Raw genomic sequence first — 20,197 nt, 5'->3', positions numbered from 1 at the left:
GCAGCTCCTACATGGGTATCGCGTTATGCCGTTGCTCTTGCAAATAGGGCCAAACCCCAGCGTTTATGGCAAACTTCGCGCCTATAAACGCCGTCCCCGCCGTTTTGAGCCTTCTCAGGCATAGCGGAGCGGAATAAAGCGATGCCAGGTTGGATTCCACGGACCGGGAAAAGACCCTTTGTGTGTTGGTACGTCGGTGCCAACGCTTTCTGCCTGAACAGATTAGAGAAACGACCATGCATAACGTCGTCATCAGCGGCACCGGCCTGTACACCCCGGCCAACAGCATCTCCAACGAAGAGCTGGTGCAGTCTTTCAACGCTTACGTCGCGCAATTCAACGCCGACAATGCCGACGCTATCGCGCGCGGCGAGATCGAAGCGTTGACCGAGTCCAGTGCAGCGTTTATCGAAAAAGCCTCCGGCATCAAAAGCCGTTTTGTCATGGACAAGGACGGCATCCTCGACCCGCAACGCATGGCGCCTCGCCTGCCGGAGCGCTCGAACGACGAATGGTCGGTGCTGTGCCAGATGGCCATCGGCGCTGCCGAGCAAGCCTTGCTGCGTGCCGGCAAGACCGCCGCGGACATCGACGGCGTGATCGTCGCCTGCTCGAATCTGCAACGCGCCTACCCGGCCATCGCCATCGAAGTCCAGGAAGCGTTGGGCATTCAAGGCTTCGGTTTCGACATGAACGTCGCCTGTTCCTCGGCGACCTTCGGCATTCAAGCCGCCGCCAACAGCGTGCAACTGGGCCAGGCTCGGGCGATCCTGATGGTCAATCCGGAAGTCTGCACCGGTCACTTGAACTTCCGCGACCGCGACAGCCACTTTATCTTCGGCGACGCTGCTACTGCGGTGATCATCGAACGTGCTGACCTGGCGACCTCCGAGTACCAGTTCGACATTGTCAGCACCAAACTGCTGACCAAGTTCTCCAACAACATCCGCAACAACTTCGGCTTCCTCAACCGCGCGGCGGAAGAGGGCATCGGCGCCAAGGACAAACTGTTCGTGCAGGAAGGCCGCAAGGTATTCCGCGACGTGTGCCCGATGGTTGCCGAGCTGATCGCTACGCACCTGGAAGAGAACCAGCTCAACATCGGTGACGTGAAGCGATTCTGGCTGCACCAGGCCAACCTCAGCATGAACCACTTGATCGTGAAGAAACTGCTGGGCCGCGAAGCCACCGAAGAAGAAGCGCCGGTGATTCTCGACACCTATGCCAACACCAGCTCTGCCGGTTCGGTGATTTCGTTTCACAAGAACCAGGATGATCTGGCCAGCGGTTCGCTGGCGGTGCTCAGTTCGTTTGGCGCCGGGTATTCGATTGGTAGCGTGATTCTGCGCAAACGCTGAGTTAACGCATAAAAGATCGCAGCCTGCGGCAGCTCCTACAGAATCGATTCCAACCCGATCCCGTAGGAGCTGCCGCAGGCTGCGATCTTTTTTTGCCGCGCTATTGTGGCGAGGGGAAAATGAAAACAGCCCCGCGTTGGGCTATCGGACGGATGATGGGGACCGATAGACCAACGCGAGGCTGTAAAGAAGCGCCCGGGCTTCCTTGCCCGAGTCGTGTTGCGGGGTATCAGAACTTGGCTTCGGCATCCAGTTGCAGGGTTTTGATGTCCGAGTCGCGGATGGTGGCGTTGGTGAAGTCGGATTTAGCCATGAAGTACGTCGCACCCAGGGCGAAGTTCTTGTCGATGTCATAGCTGACTTTCAACTTGCTGCCGCGCGAACCGGTGAAGCCGTTGGCGAAGTCGGAGTCGGTGAAGGCACCGACCACCGCGTTACGTTGTACGTCGCGATAGTTGTAGTCCACGGCGAAGCCGTAGAGCTTGGTCTTCACACCGGTCAACCAGGCCGCGTCCTGATCGTTGCTGGCGTCTTTGTTGGTGACGTACTGACCGTATAGCGAAAGCGGCATTGGCAGGCCACCGATGTCGATCTGACCAAAACCTTCGTACAGTTTGAACTGCTCGTTCGGGGTGTTGCCGTTGGTGGCCAGGATGGATGGCGTGGTGGTGCCGCCAGCGGTGATGTCGTCGTCGTTGTCGTAGCCGTAGACGCTGCCACCCAGGGTCAGTTTCAGGTTGTCGGTGATAGCGAAGCGCGCACCCAACTGACCCGCATACAGACGCAGGTCGTGCTTGAACTGCACGCCGTCGCCGTCGACGTTGTCCTTGAGGGTGTAGTGACCGGCGCTGCCGAACAGCTCGGTGCTGCCGCCCAACGGGTATTTGTAGGTCAGTGCCAGGCCTTCCGGGCTGATGTCGCTATCCCAGATGATGTCGCCCATGTTCACCCATTGTTGCGGCATTTTGCCGCCAACCACGTGCAGGTTCTTGAGGAAATCAGGGTGGTAGTCCACGTAGCCCTGGTCGAGCCAGATCGACTTCTTGTCGAAGTAGCCGTCCAGGCTCTGGTTGGTGGAACGCGCGTCATCGTTGTTGCCGGTCGCGATACGGATACCGGTGTCGACCTGAGGGTTGATTTCGCTGTAGGCACCCAGACGAACGCGAATGCGCTGACGATCCTGGTCTTTGTTGTTCGAAACACCATCGTTGTGCACGGTTTCTTCACGGAAACGCACGTCACCCTTGAATTGGGTCTTGGCAGCCCAGGCCAGTTTCTGGTCGAAGGTGCTCAGTTCATTGGTTTTCTTCGCGGTCGCGGCAATCTGCTCGTTGGTCTCTTGCTGAGCCTGTTGAGCAATTTGCTGAGTCTTCTGATCCTGTGCCAGTTCGGCTTGCAATTCGGCGTATTGCGCCTGGGAAATCGAGCCGTTTGCCTTGAGCATATCGAGCAGTTTGGCGTCGACTGCGGCGCTCGCCGGAACACTCATGGCCAGCAGCAGGCCGCCACACAAGGCCGCCGCAGTTTTCGTGGAAGCAAGACGCATATCAATCTCCGAAGATGAAAGGGATGACTGAGCCATCCAGGACACAACCGACCGATGACGGACGGAAAACAGTGACCGGGTAGAACCCGGCGCTCTAAAAACAGGCGCCAGTATCGCGATGGTTTATGACAGTGCAGTGGCAAAGTGATGGCGTCTCGATGACGATACAAATCTTTCATGAACCTTCGTTCCAGAGCGCTGTCGGCGCAGGACGGGATGTGTAATGTGCGGCGATCAGCGATACTCGCGAGGCTGTCACGCAAAGAACTGTGAGAATGCCAATGCCGCTGCAACGTCTGGAAAGTCTGTCCGAAATCACGCCACAAACGTGGGACGCGCTGGTACCCGGGAGTCAGCCGTTTCTGCGCCATGCATTCCTCACGACGCTGGAAGACAGCGGCAGCGTCGGCCCGCATTCCGGCTGGCAGCCCGAGCATCTGCTGCACATCGAAGGCGATCGATTGATCGCGGCGTTACCCAGCTACCGCAAATGGCATTCCTACGGCGAGTACGTGTTCGATCATGGCTGGGCCGATGCCTGTGCGCGTGCCGGCATCGAGTATTACCCCAAGCTGTTGACCGCCGTGCCGTTCAGTCCGGTCAGCGGCCCGCGTTTGTTGGCGGCCACTGTGGAGGACGGTTTTGAATTGCTGAGCAGCCTGCCGGGCTATCTGGAAATCGAAGAACTTTCCAGCGCACACATCAATTTCACCGACCCGTTTACCGATGCCGCGTTGGCCGAACAGCCTGGTTGGTTGCAGCGAATCGGCTGCCAGTATCACTGGCAGAATCGCGGCTATCGGGACTTCCAGGACTTCCTCGACGCGCTCAGTTCCCGCAAGCGCAAACAGATGCGCAAGGAGCGCGAGCAAGTGGCCGGGCAGGGCATCGAGTTCGAATGGCTTGAGGGGGCGCAACTGACCCAGGCGCAGTGGGATTTCGTCTACGCCTGCTACGCCAATACCTACGCAGTGCGTCGGCAAACGCCGTACCTGACGCGGGAGTTTTTCAGCCTGTTGGCCGAGCGCATGCCCGAATCGATTCGCGTGGTGCTGGCCAAACAAGGTTCACGGCCGGTGGCCATGGCGTTCAGTCTGGTGGGCGATGACAGCTTCTACGGTCGTTACTGGGGCTGCCTGGCCGAGTACGACCGTTTGCATTTCGAAACCTGTTTCTACCAAGGCATGGATTACGCCATCGCCAATGGCTTCCAGCGTTTTGACGCCGGGGCGCAGGGCGAACACAAATTGATTCGCGGGTTCGAGCCGGTGATTACCCATTCGTGGCACTACTTGCGTCATCCGGGGTTGAAAGCGGCGGTCAAAGATTTCTTGCAGCAGGAGCGGGTCGGAGTACTGGCCTATGCCGAGGAAGCGAGAACTGCGTTGCCTTATCGGCTTGGTTGAAGCCTGTCTAAAGGTCTTCGGTTGTGCACAGCCGTTTAGCTTCCGGTAAAAAAAAACACCGCCTCCCTAAGGTTATAGGAGGGCGGTATTTTTTAGAGAGGCAGATTCAAACAGAGTCGATAGAATATGCCGGGCTAGTTATTGCAGACACACATTAACCTCGCTGCCGATAATAAACGGTATGGGCTGCATGAAAATATAAGTCTGTTTGATGTTGCGGTTCTTTTGTTTGTTGGCCGTTGATGCCTATCGCAGATTTCATTGCTTGAAAATATGTATTCAAACTCGAAAGCATACTTTTTGAACCGGGTCCCACATATAACCACTGCCGCACGTCGGCGAATTTCCCGGTCCCTGAATTGGGCTGCCAGTGTTAGCCAGAGCTGCACCTTGAAACAGTCCGGCATTAACCAGCAGGCAGATTGCAAACATTTTTTTAATCATGATAAGTCCTTTGATTTTGCACGTAGTGTATTGAACTGTTTGTTCAATGGTGTGGATATTAACAGCGAGCTTGAATTGGGGACTAACGAAGGATTGCTAGTTTTTATGTACGGGCTTTTCAAGTTGTGTATGTGTTGTTGTTTGATCTGAGGGTTAATGCAAAATAGCAGGGGATAGCTTTTTTGATTGTCGGAAATTAAATTGGCGGTGTGGGGATAGTTCGCGCAGGGCGTGAGGACCGTCTTCTTATTGGCAAGACCAGTCCTCGCCCAATCCTCAGTTGCCTTCCTTACTTATCCAACGATAAGTCACGCCGCCGACCACCGCCCCCAGCAACGGCGCGACCCAGAACATCCACAACTGCGCGATGGCCCAGCCGCCGACCATCAGCGCCGGCCCCGTGCTACGGGCCGGGTTGACCGAGGTGTTGGTGACGGGAATCGAGATCAGGTGGATCAGCGTCAGGGCCAGGCCGATGGCGATCGGTGCCATTCCCGCCGGGGCGCGTTTGTCGGTGGCGCCGAGGATGATCAGCACGAACATCGCCGTCATTACCATTTCACAGACAAAGCCTGCGGCCATCGAGTATTTGCCGGGGGAGTGCTCGCCATATCCATTGGAGGCCAGCCCGGCAGACAGATCGAAACCTTCCTTGCCGCTGGCGATGTAGTAGAGCAATGCCGCCGCGATGATCCCGCCTATCACCTGGGCGATGATGTAGGCCGGCAACTCTTTGGCAGGGAATCGACCACCGACAAACAGCCCGACCGATACGGCGGGGTTGAGATGACATCCAGAAATATGGCCAATGGCGAACGCCATGGTCAGCACGGTAAGACCAAATGCCAGGGCTACTCCCAGCACGCCGATACCCAACGGCGAAGACGCGGCCAGCACCGCACTGCCGCACCCACCCAACACCAGCCAGAACGTACCTAACAACTCAGTGACTGAACGTTTGAACAGCGACATGAGAGCGTCCTTGATAGGCGACCTATCGAGACTGTATCGCGTGATGCTTCCTGCAGATTTACAACAGGTTCATCTCCAGAGCCTTGGCTGAGTACAGCAGGGTTCCGGCGGAAATCCAGCAGGCATAAAAAAACGCCAGAGCCCGTGGTTAGAAGGCTGTGGCGGTTTTTTGTTGAGTCAATGACGCTTTTGTAGCAGCTGCCGAAGGCTGCGTTCGGCTGCGAAGCAGTCGTAAATCAGGCAGCGCGGTGTTTCAGGCAGACCGATGACGACTGCTGCGCAGCCGAACGCAGGCTTCGCCAGCTGCTACAAGGGATCCTACAACCTAGTCGATCCCGACAAACCCACCTGTCTGATGCGCCCACAACCGCGCATACAACCCGCCATGGGCCAACAGCTCGGCGTGGCTGCCGGTTTCGGCGATCTTGCCGTTTTCCAGCACCACCAACCGATCCATGCGGGCGATGGTCGAGAGACGGTGGGCGATGGCGATCACGGTTTTGCCCTGCATCAGGGTTTCCAGGCTTTCCTGGATCGCCGCTTCGACTTCCGAGTCCAGCGCCGAGGTGGCTTCGTCCATGATCAGGATCGGCGCGTCCTTGAGCAGCACCCGGGCGATGGCGATCCGCTGACGTTGGCCGCCGGAGAGTTTCACCCCGCGTTCACCCACGTGCGCATCAAAACCTGTGCGACCTTCGGCATCCGAGAGCAACGGAATAAACTGGTCGGCCCGGGCCTTGTGCACCGCTTCCCAGAGTTCGGCGTCGGTGGCGTCGGGCCGGCCGTAAAGCAGGTTGTCGCGGATCGAACGGTGTAGCAACGAGGTGTCCTGGGTGATCATGCCGATGCGTTCGCGCAGGCTTTCCTGGCCGACTTCGGCGATGTTCTGGCCGTCGATCAGGATGCGACCGCCCTCGACGTCGTAGAGGCGCAGCAGCAGGTTGACCAGGGTCGATTTGCCGGCGCCGGACGGGCCGATCAGGCCGATTTTTTCGCCGGGCTTGATGGTCAGGTTGAGGCCGCCGATGATCCCGCTCTTCTTGCCGTAGTGGAAATCGACCTGCTCGAACCGCACTTCGCCATGCGCAACCGCCAGTGGCTTGGCGTGCTCACGGTCGGTGACGCTGACCGGTTGCGCGATGGTCCGCAAACCGTCCTGGACCATGCCGATGTTTTCGAAGATGCCGGTGACCACCCACATGATCCAGCCGGACATGTTGACGATGCGGATCACCAGACCCGTGGCCAGGGCAATCGCGCCCACTGAGATCAGCGACTGGGTCCACAGCCACAGGGCCAGGCCGGTGGTGGTGACGATCAGCAGGCCATTCATGCTGGTAATGGCCACGTCCATGCTGGTGACCACGCGACCGGCCATCTGGGCTTTTTCGGTTTGTTCCTTGATCGCTTCCTTGGCGTAATGCTGTTCGAAATTGGTGTGGGCGAACAGCTTCAGGGTGGTGATGTTGGTGTAGCCGTCGACGATCCGCCCCATGAGCTTGGAGCGCGCATCGGACGACTGCACCGAGCGATCCTTGACCCGTGGCACGAAGTAATAGAGCGCGCCGATAAAGCCTGCGATCCAGGTCATCAGCGGGATCATCAGGCGCCAGTCGGCTTCGGCAAACAGCACAAGTGCGCTGATCGCGTAGATCAACACATGCCACAGGGCGTCCACGGCTTGCACGGCCGAGTCGCGCAGGGCGTTGCCGGTTTGCATGATGCGTTGGGCGATGCGCCCGGCGAAGTCGTTCTGGAAAAAATTCAGGCTCTGTTTGAGCACGTAGCGGTGGTTCTGCCAGAGAATCAGGCTGGTCATGCCCGGGGTCAGGGTCTGGTGCACCAGCAGGTCGTGCAAGGCGAAGAAAATCGGGCGCAGGATCAGGGTGACCACCACCATCCAGGTCAGTTCGAGCGCGTGGTCCTGGAAGAAATTCGGGTTCGGCGTGCCTTGGGCCAGGTCGATGATGCGGCTCAGGTAATTGAACAGCGCGACTTCGATCAACGAGGCACAGAGGCCGACGATCAGCAGGGCGGCGAAACTCGGCCAGACCTGCTTCAAGTAATACGTATAGAAGGGGAGAACCCGATCCGGCGGGGCCGCCGTCGGTGCGTCACGGAAGATGTCGATCAGTTTTTCAAAACGGCGATAAAGCATTGGTTCTCCGCCCGCGCTGGGGCTCTCCTTTGAACAGTGTGAGCGGTGCCGCAGGGCGACAACCGCTCAAGACATCCTGTGAAGCTTAGTCGATGACCTTGGCCGACTTGATGAACACAGGATCGGCGGGCACGTCTTTCATGCCGCTTTTGGTGGTGGTCTGGGAGTTGACGATGACGTCGACCACATCCATGCCTTTGACGACTTTACCAAACACGGCATAGCCATCGCCTTGATCGAGGAAGTCGTTGTCCTTGACGTTGACGAAGAACTGGCTGGTGGCCGAATCCGGGTCGGAAGTGCGCGCCATGGACAACGTGCCACGCACGTTATGCAGACCGTTTTTCGATTCGTTCTTGATCGGCGCCTTGGTTTCTTTCTGTTGCATTTGTTGCGTAAAGCCACCGCCCTGGACCATGAAGCCCGGGATCACACGGTGGAAAATCGTGTTGTTGTAGAAGCCGCTGTTGACGTAATCAAGGAAGTTCTTGGTACTGATCGGCGCCTTGACCGCGTCCAGCTCGATTTCGATCTGGCCGTTGGTAGTGTCCAGCAGCACATGCGGTGCCTTGGCCGGCGTGGCGGCCATCAGGTTGGCGGCAAACAGTACGGAGCCGGCGACGAGGGCGATTTTTTTCAGCATGGGTCAGTGATCCTGAGTAGTGGTGTCGACTGCGGTGAGAAACTCGAGCAGGGTTTGGTTAAAGCGTTCGGGTTGATCCAGCGGGGTGGCGTGGCGCGAATCGGCGATCACCACCAGCCGCGCATCGGGCAGCAGTTTTACATAGTCTTCTTTCACCGAGACCGGCGTGTAGTCGTGGTCGGCGCTAATGACGAGGGTTGGACAGGTGACCCGGGAAAGTCGTTCCTGAACGCCCCAGCCAACGAGCGCATTGAAGCTGGCGAGATAAGCATGTTTGTCGTTTTTTGCCCAGCGCTCGGCAATCTTTTGCCGCAGATGCGCCTGTTCGGGTTTGGGAAACAGCATGCGCCCAAGGGCTTTGCCGATTGTTTCCATGTTTAACAATCGGGCCATGCACCAGCGCTTCGCCAGCCACCAATAGTCGCTGGGTTTCTGCATTTTGACTTGTGGCTGGCTGTTGACGATGCTCAGGCTCTTGAGCCGTTGCGGCTGGTCCACCGCCAGTTGGAAGCCAATGATGCCGCCCATGGACAGGCCTACATAATGGGTCGGACCGAGGTTCAGGTGTTCCATCAAGGCAATCAGATCGGCGCTGAACCCGGCGATGCTGTAGCGCTCGCGGGGCTTGTCCGAGCGGCCATGGCCGCGCACGTCCGGGACGATCACCCGGTAGCGGGCGGATAACACCGGAATCTGCATTTCCCAGTCGAGGGTGCTGGAACCCAGTCCATGGACCAGAAGCAGCGGAGCGCCGTGGCCATATTCCTCATAGTGCAGGTTGCAACCTTCATGTTCGAAATAGGCCATGGGTACACTCCGTGTCAGGCTTGTTCAGGGGCGGCGAAGGGCGCATCGAGCGGCGCGGTGTCGAAGGTGCGAAGCAGTTCGATGAGGATTTGCGTGGCCGGGCCCAGGGGTTTGTCCTTGTTCGAGTACAGATAGAAGCTCGGGTTGCGACTGCCACCCTGGTCCAACGGTAGCAGCTTGAGCGTGCCTTCCTTCAATTCCCGTTCGATCATGTGCCGGGGCAACCAGGCAAAACCCAGGCCGCTGCTGACGAATGTCGCGGCGGTGGCCAGGCTGCCGACGGTCCAGCGCTGTTCGGCACCGAGCCAGCCGACGTCCCGTGGCTGCTGGCGGCCGGAGTCGCGGATCACCACTTGCATCTGGGTTTCCAGGTCCTGGAAATTCAGTTCGCGGTTCATGCGGTGCAGCGCGTGATCGGGGTGGGCGACGGCGACAAATTCGACGTCGCTCAATTCCGCGCCAAGGTAGCCGGGAATGCTGAAACCGGTGATGGCCAGGTCGGCCACGCCTTCAAGCAGAACCTCTTCGACGCCCGACAACACTTCTTCGCGCAGCCGCACCCGGCAGCCACGGCTTTGCGGCATGAATGCGGTCAAGGCGCGCACGAGGCGGGCGCTCGGGTATGCGGCATCGACCACCAGCCGCACTTCCGCTTCCCAGCCTTGCTCCATGTGATGGGCCAGGTCTTCCAGTTGGCTGGCCTGTTTCACCAGTTGCCGCGAGCGGCGCAGCAACACGCCGCCGGCTTCGGTCAGCACGGCTTTGCGGCCATCGATGCGCAACAGCGGCACGCCGAGTTGGTCCTGCATGCGGGCCACGGTGTAGCTGACCGACGATTGCGAGCGGTGCAGCGCTTCGGCGGCCTGGGCGAAACCGCCGTGGTCGACCACGGCCTGCAACGTTCGCCATTGATCAAGGGTCACGCGGGGCGCTTTCATGATGAGCTCCTCTTGTCCTAAGCTGGCGGTCCATATTGGAGACTGCCGAATGAAAAAGCTGTTTTGTGTAGTATCGGGTTGCGTAGTGTTGGCACTGCTGCCGCTGACTGCGTTTGCCTATCCGATCGATGTTCAAAAACAGCTCAATGGCCTGAGCATCGACTACAACGCCTACGACACGGATAACGACATCGCTTCTATCCAGGTGAACAACTACGGCGCCACGGATGCGGTCTGCAAGGTGGTGTTCAACAACGGCCCCGAATCGCCGCGCACCCGCACGATCGAAGTGCCCGCCGGCAAACACAAGAACGCCACGGCCAAATTCACCCGCACCATTATCAAGATGCGCATTAACCTGAGTTGCTCGCCTAAATGACATGAAGCCTTGTAGGAGCGAGGCTTGCCCGCGAAGGCGGTATACCAGTCGACATTGATGTTGAATGACGCGGCCCCTTCGCGGGCAAGCCTCGCTCCTACAAATACAGCGTTCGCTCAGCTTATAAACGAATTTATCGATGCTTTATAGCAGTTATTTGCGCTTTTTCATCGATATAACTCTGTTTAATCTCCACTCCATCGACTTACAGCATTCTCAGATGGAGGCTACATCCCATGTCCCGCGTTCTGATCATCGAAAGCAGTGCCCGTCAGCAAGACTCGGTTTCCCGTCAGCTGACTCAGACCTTCATCAGCCAATGGAAAGCTGCGCACCCGGCGGATCAAATCACCGTCCGCGACCTGGCCGTCAACCCGGTGCCGCACCTGGACATCAACTTGCTGGGCGGCTGGATGAAACCTGCCGAACAACGCAACGACATCGAACAGGCTTCCCTCGACCGCTCCAACCAATTGACCGATGAACTGCTGGCCGCTGACGTGTTGGTCATGGCCGCGCCGATGTACAACTTCGCGATCCCGAGCACCCTCAAAGCCTGGCTCGACCATGTGCTGCGTGCCGGCGTGACCTTCAAGTACACCGACACCGGTCCCCAAGGCCTGCTCAGCGGCAAGCGCGCCTATGTGCTGACCGCTCGCGGCGGGATCTACGCCGGTGGCCCGGCGGATCACCAGGAACCCTACCTGCGCCAGGTCATGGCCTTCATCGGCATCCACGACGTGACCTTCATTCACGCCGAAGGCATGAACCTGGGCGGCGACTTCCAGGAGAAGGGGCTGAACCAGGCCAACGCCAAGCTTTCCCAAGTGGCTTGAGGCTTTAATCGCCAGATAATCCCTTGATGTTCAAGTGTCCTGGCGCAACCCTTCAAGTTTGCATGCGCATCGAACCTCCCTTTGCACTTGTTGCTCCTGAGTGCTGTAGCCCGATTGAACGCTTTAGCGAGATCGGGCTTTTTTTTGCCCGCGATTTGATGGCCGAACACCAATCCCCCTGTGGGAGCGGGCTTGCTCGCGAATGCGGTGTGTCATTCAACATTAACGTCGACTGACACGGCCTCTTCGCGAGCAAGCCCGCTCCCACAGGGGATTTTTGTGTTATCTGAGGATTCGCAGTGAAGCGCAAAACCCGCTATCGTCGCCGCCATTCGAAACGAGGCGAGCATGGGCTATCTACTTTTTGTCACGCTGATCCAGGCGTTTTCCTTCAGTTTGATCGGCGAATACCTGGCCGGGCATGTCGACAGTTACTTCGCGGTGCTGGTGCGCGTGTTGCTGGCGGGATTGGTGTTTATTCCGCTGACGCGCTGGCGTTCGGTCGAACCGGCATTCATGCGCGGCATGTTGCTGATCGGCGCATTGCAGTTCGGCGTGACTTACGTCTGCCTGTACCTGAGCTTCCGAGTGCTGACGGTGCCGGAAGTCTTGCTGTTCACCATCCTCACACCGCTGCACGTCACACTGATCGAGGATGCGCTGAACCGGCGCTTCAACCCGTGGGCGTTGGTCGCTGCGTTGGTGGCCGTGGCAGGCGCGGCGGTGATTCGCTACGACCGGATCAACCCGGACTTCTTCATGGGCTTCCTGCTGCTGCAATTGGCCAACTTCACCTACGCCGCCGGGCAAGTGCTTTATAAGCATCTGGTGGCCCGTCACCCGAGCGATCTGCCGCACTATCGGCGTTTCGGCTATTTCTATTTGGGCGCACTGGCGGTGGCGTTGCCGGCGTTTTTGCTGTTCGGCAAACACAACTTCCTGCCCGAAGCGCCGCTGCAATGGGGCGTGCTGGTGTTCCTCGGTTTGGTCTCGACGGCGCTGGGGTTGTACTGGTGGAACAAGGGGGCGTGCCTGGTGAATGGCGGGACGCTGGCGGTGATGAACAACCTGCATGTGCCGGTGGGGTTGCTGATCAATTTGCTGATCTGGAATCAGCATGAAGAACTGGGGCGGTTGTTCCTCGGTGGGTCGGTGATTTTGATGGCGGTGTGGATCAGTCGGTTGGGGACACGTCGTCAGCCAGCATTGGCGCCATAAGGGGAGTGCGCAAAAAGTTGCGCACTGCCATTGAAACAAAACCGAATACGCCTACAACAAGGCCGGCTTGCCCACCGCGATCAAAGACGCCAACGGCAACGAAAAAACCCTGGCCTACAACGACGCCGGGCAACTGGTGGAATACGTCGATTGCTCGGGCAAGACCAGTGCCTGGGCGTACAACGAATTCGGGCAAATGATCTGCTTCACCGATGCGGCCGGGCAGAGCACCGAATACGAATACAAGGTCGGGCAACTGGTGTTGATCAAACACCCGGACAAGACCGAAGAACGTTTTGAGCGCGACGCCGAAGGTCGTTTGCTGGCCCATGTCGATGGCCTCGATCGCTGCACCACCTGGAGTTACACCGCTGCCGGTCTGGTCGCCGAGCGGGTCGATGCCGCCGAACAAACCCTGCGTTACCGTTGGGACCGCCTAGGTAGATTGCTGTCCCTGGAAAACGAAAACGAACAACGCGCGCACTTCCACTACGACCCGGTCGGTCGTTTGCTGGAGGAAACCGGTTTTGATGGACATTCCATTCGATATCAGTATGACCAAGAGAGTGGTCAACTATCAGGAAGTATCAACGGTGACCGCTTCATCGCATTGAAATTCGATCCTTTGAATCGACTAGTCGAGCGCTGTGCAACTCTTGGTGATCAATCTCAATATGAGACCTTTGCCTATGATGGGCACGGCAACATGGTCCTTGCATGCAATGATCAAAGCCGCCTGCAATGGTTTTACGATCCAGCAGGGAATCTACTTCGCGAGCACCAGCATTATTTGGGTTTAGAAAAGCCCATGGTGGCTGTTTGGAAGCACGAATACGATGTACTCAATCAGCGTATTGCGACCATTCGACCCGATGGGCACAGGATCAGTTGGTTGACCTACGGCAGCGGCCATTTACTCGGGCTTCGTTTTGACGATCATGAAATAGTGAATTTTGAACGGGATGACTTGCATCGCGAAGTCTCACGTAATCAGGGGAATCGCTTACTTCAGACCCAGACCTGGGATCCCGTGGGTCGTCTGAAAGAGCAACTCCTCGGTCGTATTGACGACGAGGGCACTTTGCTCAAGCGTGATTACAAATACGATGAAGCGGGACAGCTGATCAAATTGGACGATACCCGTCGAGGAACGATGGATTACAGCTATGACCCTGTCGGACGCATTGTGTGTGCGACTAGCCGACTAGGTGTCGAGACATTCGCATTCGATCCTGCTGGAAATTTGATAGAAGCCAAAGTGGAGGCTGTCCAGAGACCGCTTGATCAAGATCCACGTCGAAGTCAGTTAATAGATAACCTGCTAAGAGAGTTTGCGGGTACTCACTTTGAATATGACGAGCGCGGTAATCTGATCCAGCGTTGGCAAAATGGAAGTTACAGTCGTTTACGTTGGGATCTATTTGACCGGTTGGTGCATTTTGATGATGCCCGATTGACTGTCCAGTACACCTATGACGCTCTTGGTAGACGGTTGTACAAAAGCTCCAGTGCTCATTACAAACAGCGACCTACGGCCGGCTCTCAATGGAATCTAGGCGAGCATGCACGTAAGCAAAAAGAGCATGGTTGTGGCTTCACTCTATACGGCTGGGACGGAGACAACATAGCGTGGGAAAGTAGTCCACCACAATCGGATGAGAGTGTCGGTCGAACTGTCCATTATATTTACGAACCGGGAACTATGTTTCCGCTCGCCCAGGCTGTGCGGCACCAACCAATTCATCTGCTCGGTCAGCCCACCTACGCAGACGATTACAATTTGGCCGATGACCCACTTTGGACCAATACCCCCAAAGTCCAGCCAGTTGATGTGCTGGCTTGGTACCAGTGCGACCATTTGGGAACGCCTCTCGAGCTCACGGATGGGAAGGGCGATGTTGCATGGAGCGCCCAATACAAGGTATGGGGAGAGGCGTCTGAGCAGCGTTCGACGCTTGCACAGCGGCAACATCTAACCAATCCGATCCGTTTTCAGGGGCAGTATCATGATCATGAGACCGGATTTCACTACAACCGTTACCGGTACTACGATCCAACAGTAGGGCGCTTTATATCCAAAGATCCGATAGGCCTGGCCGGTGGCTTGAACGTATATCAATATGCACCGAACCCGGTGGAGTGGGTTGACCCTCTGGGATTGGCTCGGATTCCAAAATCAGTAAAGACGAAGGTAGCAGTTGAGAACAAGCAGTTCCATGGAGTTGAGGCTTGCGAAAAATGCCTCGTAGCGGTCGTTCCCGGGCAGAAAAGTCAGCGAGGTGTCACTCCTCCTGCGAATGAACGACAATTCGATCATATCGATCCCGATTCATTAGGAGGTGCGAACGATGAAGGAAACACGGAAATCCTTTGCCGCCGGTGTAATCGTGAGGATTCGAACTCAATCAAGCCCAATTATAAGGCTCTAAATCGCCTAGGTGGTTCCTAACTGTGAGCACTTCAAGCATGACCGATATCTTTCACAAAATTGTTTTCGAGCTGACGCCTGACGAAGATGATTACCCGCCTGTCTCCTCCGAGTCTATTTGGGGTGTCTTCAAGGGAGAGCAGACCTATGAAATTGACAATACTCCGTATTATGTCTACGGCGTTAGTAAAGGGGACTGGGTGCTTGCACGACCGGATGGCGAAGAGTTAATCGCGGCACGAGTAGTGAAGCAAGGCGGGCACTCCACCATCAGGGTCTTTGCCAGCAACTCTAATGACAAGTCAAAAATAATCGCCAGGCTTCAGTTGTTCGGTGCATCCTGTTCATCTAATCAGGAACTGTCCTTGTTTTCAGTGGATATTCCTGCTGGTTGCGATTTTTCGGAAATTGACTCCTATCTCGCGTCGATCGCGGATGGAGAAAACATCGCATATGAAGACGCTTGTTTACAGCATCCCAAGATTTCTCAAGCTCGTCTTGGCGAATGTTTGTCTCTTTCCTCTATTCCATTGATGACCCACTGATACCAACTAAAATTATTTGTCAGGCAGCAGGTTGTGGCGAAGCGCGATAAAGGGGTGTATTTATTTTTTTATCACCTTCCAAGAGACGGAATCGATAAATGAGTACACCCACTAATCAGCAAGCCAAATCGTGGTTTGTTACAAGTACATTGGTTCCTGATAGCTCATGGAAAGAGTGGATCAATGCGGGTACTGGCCACTGTTAGTTAATACGAATAAAGGGGGGCGTAAAAGCAAATCTTAAAGGTAAAAAAATAAATCTTTCCCGTTTTTACAGTAATCCACCGCAATCCTGACTGCCCCAAGGCCCTGATGGCTGCTGGTGTGAAGAAGAAGGCTCTCGCTTTCCCAACGGAATATGTGGCCGAAGATCCAAGTGTGAAAAGCCAAACGAAGCGTCACAAAGTACTGAAATCCGCAAAGATGTACTTGATCTGTATTCGGATGCCGTTGTGAAGTTGTTCAAATAGTGAAATATCACCTACATTTTTGTTCATGGAGTGAATATGAAAAACGCAACCTTGATCCTCGTAATCGCAAGTGCCTTGGGCTCCGTCAACCTGGCCCATGCAGAAGGACCGGCCCCGGCAACATTGCCTAGACTGAAAGACGTTCGCTGACTGGCGGGCGTTTTCAGGCTGTAAGCGGATGCTCGGTTTTTTACAGGGATGACCAGATCATGAAAGACATCATTCGATTAGGCGATTCCACCAGCCACGGCGGCGTGGTGCTTGAGGCTTTCTCCCAAACCGATCTCAACGGCAAACCCATTGCCGGTGTCGGCCACAAGGTCAGTTGCCCACTGTGCAAAGGGATTTTTCCGATTGCCGAGGGCAGTAGCACCTACACCGTGGGCGGCATTGCGGTGGCGCTGGACGGGATGAAAACCGCCTGCGGTGCCGCGCTGATTGCGAGTGGGCCAAAGGGTGCGGTGATTAGCTGATGAGCACTCCCATGAATTGTTTCCGTTGATCCTCGATCGGGTTAAGTCTGTCGCAGACCCTGTCTCGGGTGATCTCCCGACTGAACTGATTGCCGCCATCGCACAGGTCTACGCACCAGCGGGGATGGCGTTAACCGATGATGCGCGTCGTGAGGTAGAGAGTGCCGAGTACAGCGCCTGCCGCTTTGGCCTCGACAACCAGACGATTGTCTTCCGCGTAGCGAAAACCACACCCACCAAGATGGGCCAGTTCGTGACACTGTGGAAGCGGCTGACATCCGTCAGCGAGATTGCACCGCTGGACATCAGCGATGGGGTCGACTTTGTGGTGGTCAGCGTTGCTGATGCATCGCACTGCGGGCAGTTTGTGTTTGACCGGAAAACATTGGCGGCCAAAGGGGTCATGTCGGTTGACGGTGAAGGTGGCAAGCGAGCGATTCGTGTCTATCCGCCCTGGGTCACGCCCATCGCCAGGCAGGCGATCAGGACGCAGCAATGGCAGCTCAAGTATTTCCTTGCGCTGGATCAGAGCGGTGATGCCGACTTTGTTCAGGTGCGCCGACTCTTTGAAAATAAACACTGACCCTATGTGGGAGCGGGCTTGCTCGCGAATGCGGTGTGTCATTCAACATTAATGTCGACTGATGCGGCCTCTTCGCGAGCAAGCCCGCTCCCACAGGGGGATTTGTGGTGTTACATGACGTGTTTTTCTGGCTCGGGGATGTGGCTCGCACCCAACACTGCCGGCAACAACCCGGCCCGTAGATCCCCGCCACTCGGCTGCTGATACAAGCTCAAGCCAAACTCCGGCAGTACCGCCAGCAGGTAATCGAAGATGTCGCCCTGGATCCGCTCGTAATCGGCCCACGCGGTGGTGCGGGTGAAGCAGTAGATTTCCAGCGGGATGCCCTGCGCCGTGGTCTGCATCTGGCGGACCATGCAGGTCATGTTCGGCTGGATCTCGGGGTGGCTCTTCAGATACGCCAACGCATAGGCGCGGAAGATGCCGATGTTGGTCATGCGCCGGCGGTTGGCGGACATCGCCGCGACATTGCCCTGGGCTTCGTTCCAGGCCTTGAGTTCCGCTTGTTTGCGGCCGATGTAGTCGGTCAGCAGGTGCACTTGGGCCAGTTTTGACTCTTCGTCATCGCGCACAAACCGCACGCCACTGGCGTCGATAAACAGACTGCGCTTGATTCGTCGTCCGCCGGATTGCTGCATGCCGCGCCAGTTCTTGAACGACTCGGACATCAGCCGCCAAGTCGGGATCGATACGATGGTTTTATCGAAGTTCTGCACCTTGACCGTGTGCAGCGTGATGTCCACCACGTCACCGTCGGCGCCGACTTGCGGCATCTCGATCCAGTCGCCGACCCGCAGCATGTCGTTGCTGGTCAGTTGCACGCTGGCGACGAACGACAGCAGGGTGTCCTTGTAGACCAACAGAATCACCGCCGACATGGCGCCGAGGCCCGAGAGCAGCAACAGCGGCGAACGGTCGATCAACGTCGCCACGATGATGATCGCGCCGAGCACGTACAAAACCATTTTCGTCAGCTGCACGTAGCCTTTGATCGAGCGGGTGCGGGCGTGTTCGGTGCGGGCGTAGATGTCCAGCAGCGCACTGAGCAAGGCGCTGGCCGCCAGCAGCAGGAACAGAATGGTGAATGACAGCGCCACGTTGCCGAGGAAAATCCAGCTGGTCTTGCTCAGCTCCGGCACCAGGTACAGGCCGAACTGGATCACCAGCGACGGCGTCATTTGCGCCAGTCGATGGAAGACCTTGTTGTGCCGCAGGTCGTTGACCCAGTGCAGCGCCGGTTGGCGGCCGAGCATTTTGGTGGCGTGCAGAATGAGGTAGCGCGCCACTCGTCCGAGGACCAGCGCCACCACCAGCAGCAGGACCAGCGCCAGGCTGGAATGCAGGAGCGGATGCTGGTCGAGAGCGCCCCAAAGGTCTTGGGCATTGATCCAGAGCTGTTTGATATCCATGGGCGAAAACGATTCTTCTGTAGGTTGCGTCGGGGCGATTAGAGCATTTAAGACGTTGTGGATGACGTTTGGGGACAAATCAGGCAACAAAAAAGCCACTGTTTACTGTCGTTTGCATAAAGAAACTCGGCCTCGGCGCTCGAAACCGTTACCCTATGCAGCTGTTTTTTTGTATTTCTTCGAGGTAGCACCCGTGTTTTCCCAATTCGCCCTGCACGAACGCCTGCTCAAAGCCGTGGCCGAGCTTAAATTTGTCGAGCCAACGCCAGTGCAAGCAGCGGCTATTCCGCTGGCGCTCCAAGGGCGTGACCTGCGGGTGACAGCGCAAACCGGCAGCGGCAAAACCGCGGCTTTTGTTTTGCCAATCCTCAACCGTTTGATCGGCCCGGCGAAAGTCCGCGTCAGCATCAAGACCCTGATCCTGCTGCCAACCCGCGAGTTGGCCCAGCAGACCATCAAGGAAGTTGAGCGCTTCGCCCAGTACACGTTCATCAAGTCCGGCCTGATCACCGGCGGTGAAGACTTTAAGGTCCAGGCCGCCATGCTGCGCAAGGTGCCGGACATCCTGATCGGTACGCCGGGCCGGATGATCGAGCAACTGAACGCCGGCAACCTCGACTTGAAAGAAGTCGAAGTGCTGGTGCTCGACGAAGCCGACCGCATGCTCGACATGGGGTTTGCCGAAGACGTGCAGCGTCTGGTGCAAGAGTGCACCAACCGCCAGCAGACCATGCTGTTCTCCGCCACCACCGGCGGTTCGGGCCTGCGCGACATGGTCGCCAAGGTCCTGAACAACCCTGAGCACTTGCAGCTCAACAACGTCAGCGACCTGAACGCGACCACCCGTCAGCAAATCATCACCGCTGACCACAACCAGCACAAAGAACAGATCGTGAACTGGCTGCTGGCCAACGAGACCTATCAGAAGGCCATCGTGTTCACCAACACCCGGGCCATGGCCGACCGCATTTACGGCCGTCTGGTGGCGCAGGAATACAAAGCGTTCGTGCTGCATGGCGACAAGGACCAGAAGGATCGCAAACTGGCGATCGATCGTCTGAAGCAGGGCGGCGTGAAAATCCTCGTGGCCACCGACGTTGCCGCGCGCGGCCTCGACGTGGAAGGCCTGGACCTGGTGATCAACTTCGACATGCCGCGCAGCGGCGACGAATATGTGCACCGCATCGGTCGTACCGGGCGTGCGGGCAACGATGGCCTGGCCATCTCGCTGATCTGCCACGGCGACTGGAACCTGATGTCGAGCGTCGAGCGCTACCTTAAGCAGAGCTTCGAGCGCCGCACCATCAAGGAAGTCAAAGGCACCTACGGCGGACCGAAAAAGGTCAAGGCTTCGGGCAAAGCCGTTGGTGTGAAGAAGAAAAAAGTCGACGCTAAAGGCGACAAGAAGAAAACCGGGGCCAAGGCACCGACCAAGCGCAAAATCGCCAACCGTCCGAAGACCGACGCTCTGTCGCTGGTCAGCAAGGACGGCATGGCGCCGCTCAAGCGTCGCAAGCCGGAAGCGCCGGCTGCTGAATAACGCCGCGTAGCGCTCCAATAAAAAACCCGGACACTGTCCGGGTT

At 57.1% G+C, this 20,197-nt stretch carries 17 protein-coding genes and 2 pseudogenes; 11 read left to right on the top strand and 8 right to left on the bottom strand.

Features of this window, described 5'->3' with window-relative positions; genetic code table 11:
- Nucleotides 1-236: 236 nt before the first annotated feature.
- A complete protein-coding gene (locus HB680_RS03675) occupies nt 237-1,358 on the top strand; it encodes a beta-ketoacyl-ACP synthase III (protein WP_213937219.1) in 1,122 nt (373 codons plus the stop codon).
- Between the two features lie 229 nt (nt 1,359-1,587).
- Here the strand turns inward: HB680_RS03675 and HB680_RS03670 are convergent, their stop codons facing one another.
- A complete protein-coding gene (locus HB680_RS03670; RefSeq protein ID WP_213937218.1) occupies nt 1,588-2,904 on the bottom strand; it encodes a putative porin in 1,317 nt (438 codons plus the stop codon).
- A gap of 281 nt (nt 2,905-3,185) precedes the next feature.
- Here HB680_RS03670 and HB680_RS03665 point away from each other — a divergent pair, with 281 nt between their 5' ends.
- A complete protein-coding gene (locus HB680_RS03665) occupies nt 3,186-4,310 on the top strand; it encodes a GNAT family N-acetyltransferase (protein WP_213937596.1) in 1,125 nt (374 codons plus the stop codon).
- A 720-nt stretch (nt 4,311-5,030) separates the two neighbouring features.
- On the opposite strand, the gene aqpZ is transcribed toward HB680_RS03665, so the two are convergent.
- The 5 genes from aqpZ to HB680_RS03640 all read right to left on the bottom strand — a co-directional run bounded on the left by aqpZ (nt 5,031) and on the right by HB680_RS03640 (nt 10,272).
- Nucleotides 5,031-5,726, bottom strand: coding sequence for an aquaporin Z (gene aqpZ / locus HB680_RS03660; protein WP_213937216.1), 696 nt, complete (start codon nt 5,724-5,726; stop codon nt 5,031-5,033).
- 325 nt (nt 5,727-6,051) lie between these two features.
- Nucleotides 6,052-7,884: an ABC transporter ATP-binding protein gene (locus HB680_RS03655; protein ID WP_213937214.1), complete on the bottom strand. Its 1,833-nt coding sequence runs from the start codon at nt 7,882-7,884 to the stop codon at nt 6,052-6,054.
- A gap of 85 nt (nt 7,885-7,969) precedes the next feature.
- Nucleotides 7,970-8,527 carry a peptidylprolyl isomerase gene (locus HB680_RS03650; RefSeq protein WP_213937212.1) on the bottom strand — a complete coding sequence of 186 codons (558 nt, stop codon included), beginning with the start codon at nt 8,525-8,527 and terminating at the stop codon, nt 7,970-7,972.
- A gap of 3 nt (nt 8,528-8,530) precedes the next feature.
- Nucleotides 8,531-9,334 carry an alpha/beta hydrolase gene (locus HB680_RS03645; RefSeq protein ID WP_213937210.1) on the bottom strand — a complete coding sequence of 268 codons (804 nt, stop codon included), beginning with the start codon at nt 9,332-9,334 and terminating at the stop codon, nt 8,531-8,533.
- A 14-nt stretch (nt 9,335-9,348) separates the two neighbouring features.
- Nucleotides 9,349-10,272 carry a LysR family transcriptional regulator gene (locus tag HB680_RS03640; RefSeq protein ID WP_054049109.1) on the bottom strand — a complete coding sequence of 308 codons (924 nt, stop codon included), beginning with the start codon at nt 10,270-10,272 and terminating at the stop codon, nt 9,349-9,351.
- A gap of 49 nt (nt 10,273-10,321) precedes the next feature.
- On the opposite strand from HB680_RS03640, the gene HB680_RS03635 reads away from it, so the two are divergent.
- Both HB680_RS03635 and HB680_RS03630 read left to right on the top strand, forming a co-directional pair.
- The gene (locus HB680_RS03635) at nt 10,322-10,651 is read left to right on the top strand and encodes a 3-phosphoglycerate kinase (RefSeq protein WP_213937209.1); all 330 of its coding nucleotides are present in this window, start codon (nt 10,322-10,324) and stop codon (nt 10,649-10,651) included.
- A gap of 236 nt (nt 10,652-10,887) precedes the next feature.
- A complete protein-coding gene (locus tag HB680_RS03630) occupies nt 10,888-11,487 on the top strand; it encodes an FMN-dependent NADH-azoreductase (RefSeq protein ID WP_123507765.1) in 600 nt (199 codons plus the stop codon).
- A 178-nt stretch (nt 11,488-11,665) separates the two neighbouring features.
- Here the strand turns inward: HB680_RS03630 and HB680_RS32640 are convergent.
- Nucleotides 11,666-11,797: pseudogene (locus HB680_RS32640) on the bottom strand (metal ABC transporter ATP-binding protein); the annotation flags it as partial.
- Between the two features lie 38 nt (nt 11,798-11,835).
- Here HB680_RS32640 and HB680_RS03625 point away from each other — a divergent pair.
- The 6 genes and pseudogenes from HB680_RS03625 (at nt 11,836) to HB680_RS03605 (ending at nt 17,204) form a co-directional block, all read left to right on the top strand.
- Complete coding sequence (locus tag HB680_RS03625; RefSeq protein ID WP_213937208.1) at nt 11,836-12,705, top strand: carboxylate/amino acid/amine transporter; 870 nt, start codon at nt 11,836-11,838, stop codon at nt 12,703-12,705.
- A gap of 34 nt (nt 12,706-12,739) precedes the next feature.
- A pseudogene (locus HB680_RS03620) lies at nt 12,740-14,872 on the top strand (RHS repeat-associated core domain-containing protein); the annotation flags it as partial.
- Complete coding sequence (locus HB680_RS32635) at nt 14,864-15,154, top strand: HNH endonuclease signature motif containing protein (protein ID WP_256735455.1); 291 nt, start codon at nt 14,864-14,866, stop codon at nt 15,152-15,154. The pseudogene HB680_RS03620 and the gene HB680_RS32635, both read left to right, overlap by 9 nt.
- A gap of 17 nt (nt 15,155-15,171) precedes the next feature.
- Complete coding sequence (locus HB680_RS03615) at nt 15,172-15,678, top strand: DUF4265 domain-containing protein (RefSeq protein WP_213937205.1); 507 nt, start codon at nt 15,172-15,174, stop codon at nt 15,676-15,678.
- Nucleotides 15,679-16,357: 679 nt separating this feature from the next.
- Nucleotides 16,358-16,621, top strand: a complete 264-nt coding sequence (locus HB680_RS03610) for a PAAR domain-containing protein (protein ID WP_163909000.1) — start codon at nt 16,358-16,360, stop codon at nt 16,619-16,621.
- 16 nt (nt 16,622-16,637) lie between these two features.
- Nucleotides 16,638-17,204, top strand: coding sequence for a MepB family protein (locus HB680_RS03605; protein ID WP_256735447.1), 567 nt, complete (start codon nt 16,638-16,640; stop codon nt 17,202-17,204).
- Between the two features lie 110 nt (nt 17,205-17,314).
- Here the strand turns inward: HB680_RS03605 and HB680_RS03600 are convergent, their stop codons facing one another.
- Nucleotides 17,315-18,613: a mechanosensitive ion channel family protein gene (locus HB680_RS03600; protein WP_213937204.1), complete on the bottom strand. Its 1,299-nt coding sequence runs from the start codon at nt 18,611-18,613 to the stop codon at nt 17,315-17,317.
- 193 nt (nt 18,614-18,806) lie between these two features.
- Here HB680_RS03600 and HB680_RS03595 point away from each other — a divergent pair, with 193 nt between their 5' ends.
- Nucleotides 18,807-20,153: a DEAD/DEAH box helicase gene (locus HB680_RS03595; protein ID WP_213937203.1), complete on the top strand. Its 1,347-nt coding sequence runs from the start codon at nt 18,807-18,809 to the stop codon at nt 20,151-20,153.
- Nucleotides 20,154-20,197: the final 44 nt, after the last annotated feature.

Source organism: Pseudomonas sp. dw_612 (assembly GCF_018449725.1).
Classification (GTDB): Bacteria; Pseudomonadota; Gammaproteobacteria; order Pseudomonadales; family Pseudomonadaceae; genus Aquipseudomonas.
This window is presented reverse-complemented; position numbering and strand designations above follow the sequence as displayed.

Excerpts from the sequence above, each read along its gene's own strand:
- HB680_RS03675 (WP_213937219.1), top strand. The coding sequence starts at position 237 with ATGCATAACGTCGTCATCAGCGGCACCGGCCTGTACACCCCGGCCAAC.
- HB680_RS03665 (WP_213937596.1), top strand. The coding sequence starts at position 3,186 with ATGCCGCTGCAACGTCTGGAAAGTCTGTCCGAAATCACGCCACAAACG.
- HB680_RS03630 (WP_123507765.1), top strand. The coding sequence starts at position 10,888 with ATGTCCCGCGTTCTGATCATCGAAAGCAGTGCCCGTCAGCAAGACTCG.
- HB680_RS03640 (WP_054049109.1), bottom strand. The coding sequence starts at position 10,272 with ATGAAAGCGCCCCGCGTGACCCTTGATCAATGGCGAACGTTGCAGGCC.
- HB680_RS03650 (WP_213937212.1), bottom strand. The coding sequence starts at position 8,527 with ATGCTGAAAAAAATCGCCCTCGTCGCCGGCTCCGTACTGTTTGCCGCC.
- HB680_RS03615 (WP_213937205.1), top strand. The coding sequence starts at position 15,172 with ATGACCGATATCTTTCACAAAATTGTTTTCGAGCTGACGCCTGACGAA.
- HB680_RS03655 (WP_213937214.1), bottom strand. The coding sequence starts at position 7,884 with ATGCTTTATCGCCGTTTTGAAAAACTGATCGACATCTTCCGTGACGCA.
- HB680_RS03625 (WP_213937208.1), top strand. The coding sequence starts at position 11,836 with ATGGGCTATCTACTTTTTGTCACGCTGATCCAGGCGTTTTCCTTCAGT.
- HB680_RS03670 (WP_213937218.1), bottom strand. The coding sequence starts at position 2,904 with ATGCGTCTTGCTTCCACGAAAACTGCGGCGGCCTTGTGTGGCGGCCTG.
- HB680_RS03635 (WP_213937209.1), top strand. The coding sequence starts at position 10,322 with ATGAAAAAGCTGTTTTGTGTAGTATCGGGTTGCGTAGTGTTGGCACTG.
- HB680_RS03645 (WP_213937210.1), bottom strand. The coding sequence starts at position 9,334 with ATGGCCTATTTCGAACATGAAGGTTGCAACCTGCACTATGAGGAATAT.
- HB680_RS03610 (WP_163909000.1), top strand. The coding sequence starts at position 16,358 with ATGAAAGACATCATTCGATTAGGCGATTCCACCAGCCACGGCGGCGTG.
- HB680_RS03600 (WP_213937204.1), bottom strand. The coding sequence starts at position 18,613 with ATGGATATCAAACAGCTCTGGATCAATGCCCAAGACCTTTGGGGCGCT.
- aqpZ (WP_213937216.1), bottom strand. The coding sequence starts at position 5,726 with ATGTCGCTGTTCAAACGTTCAGTCACTGAGTTGTTAGGTACGTTCTGG.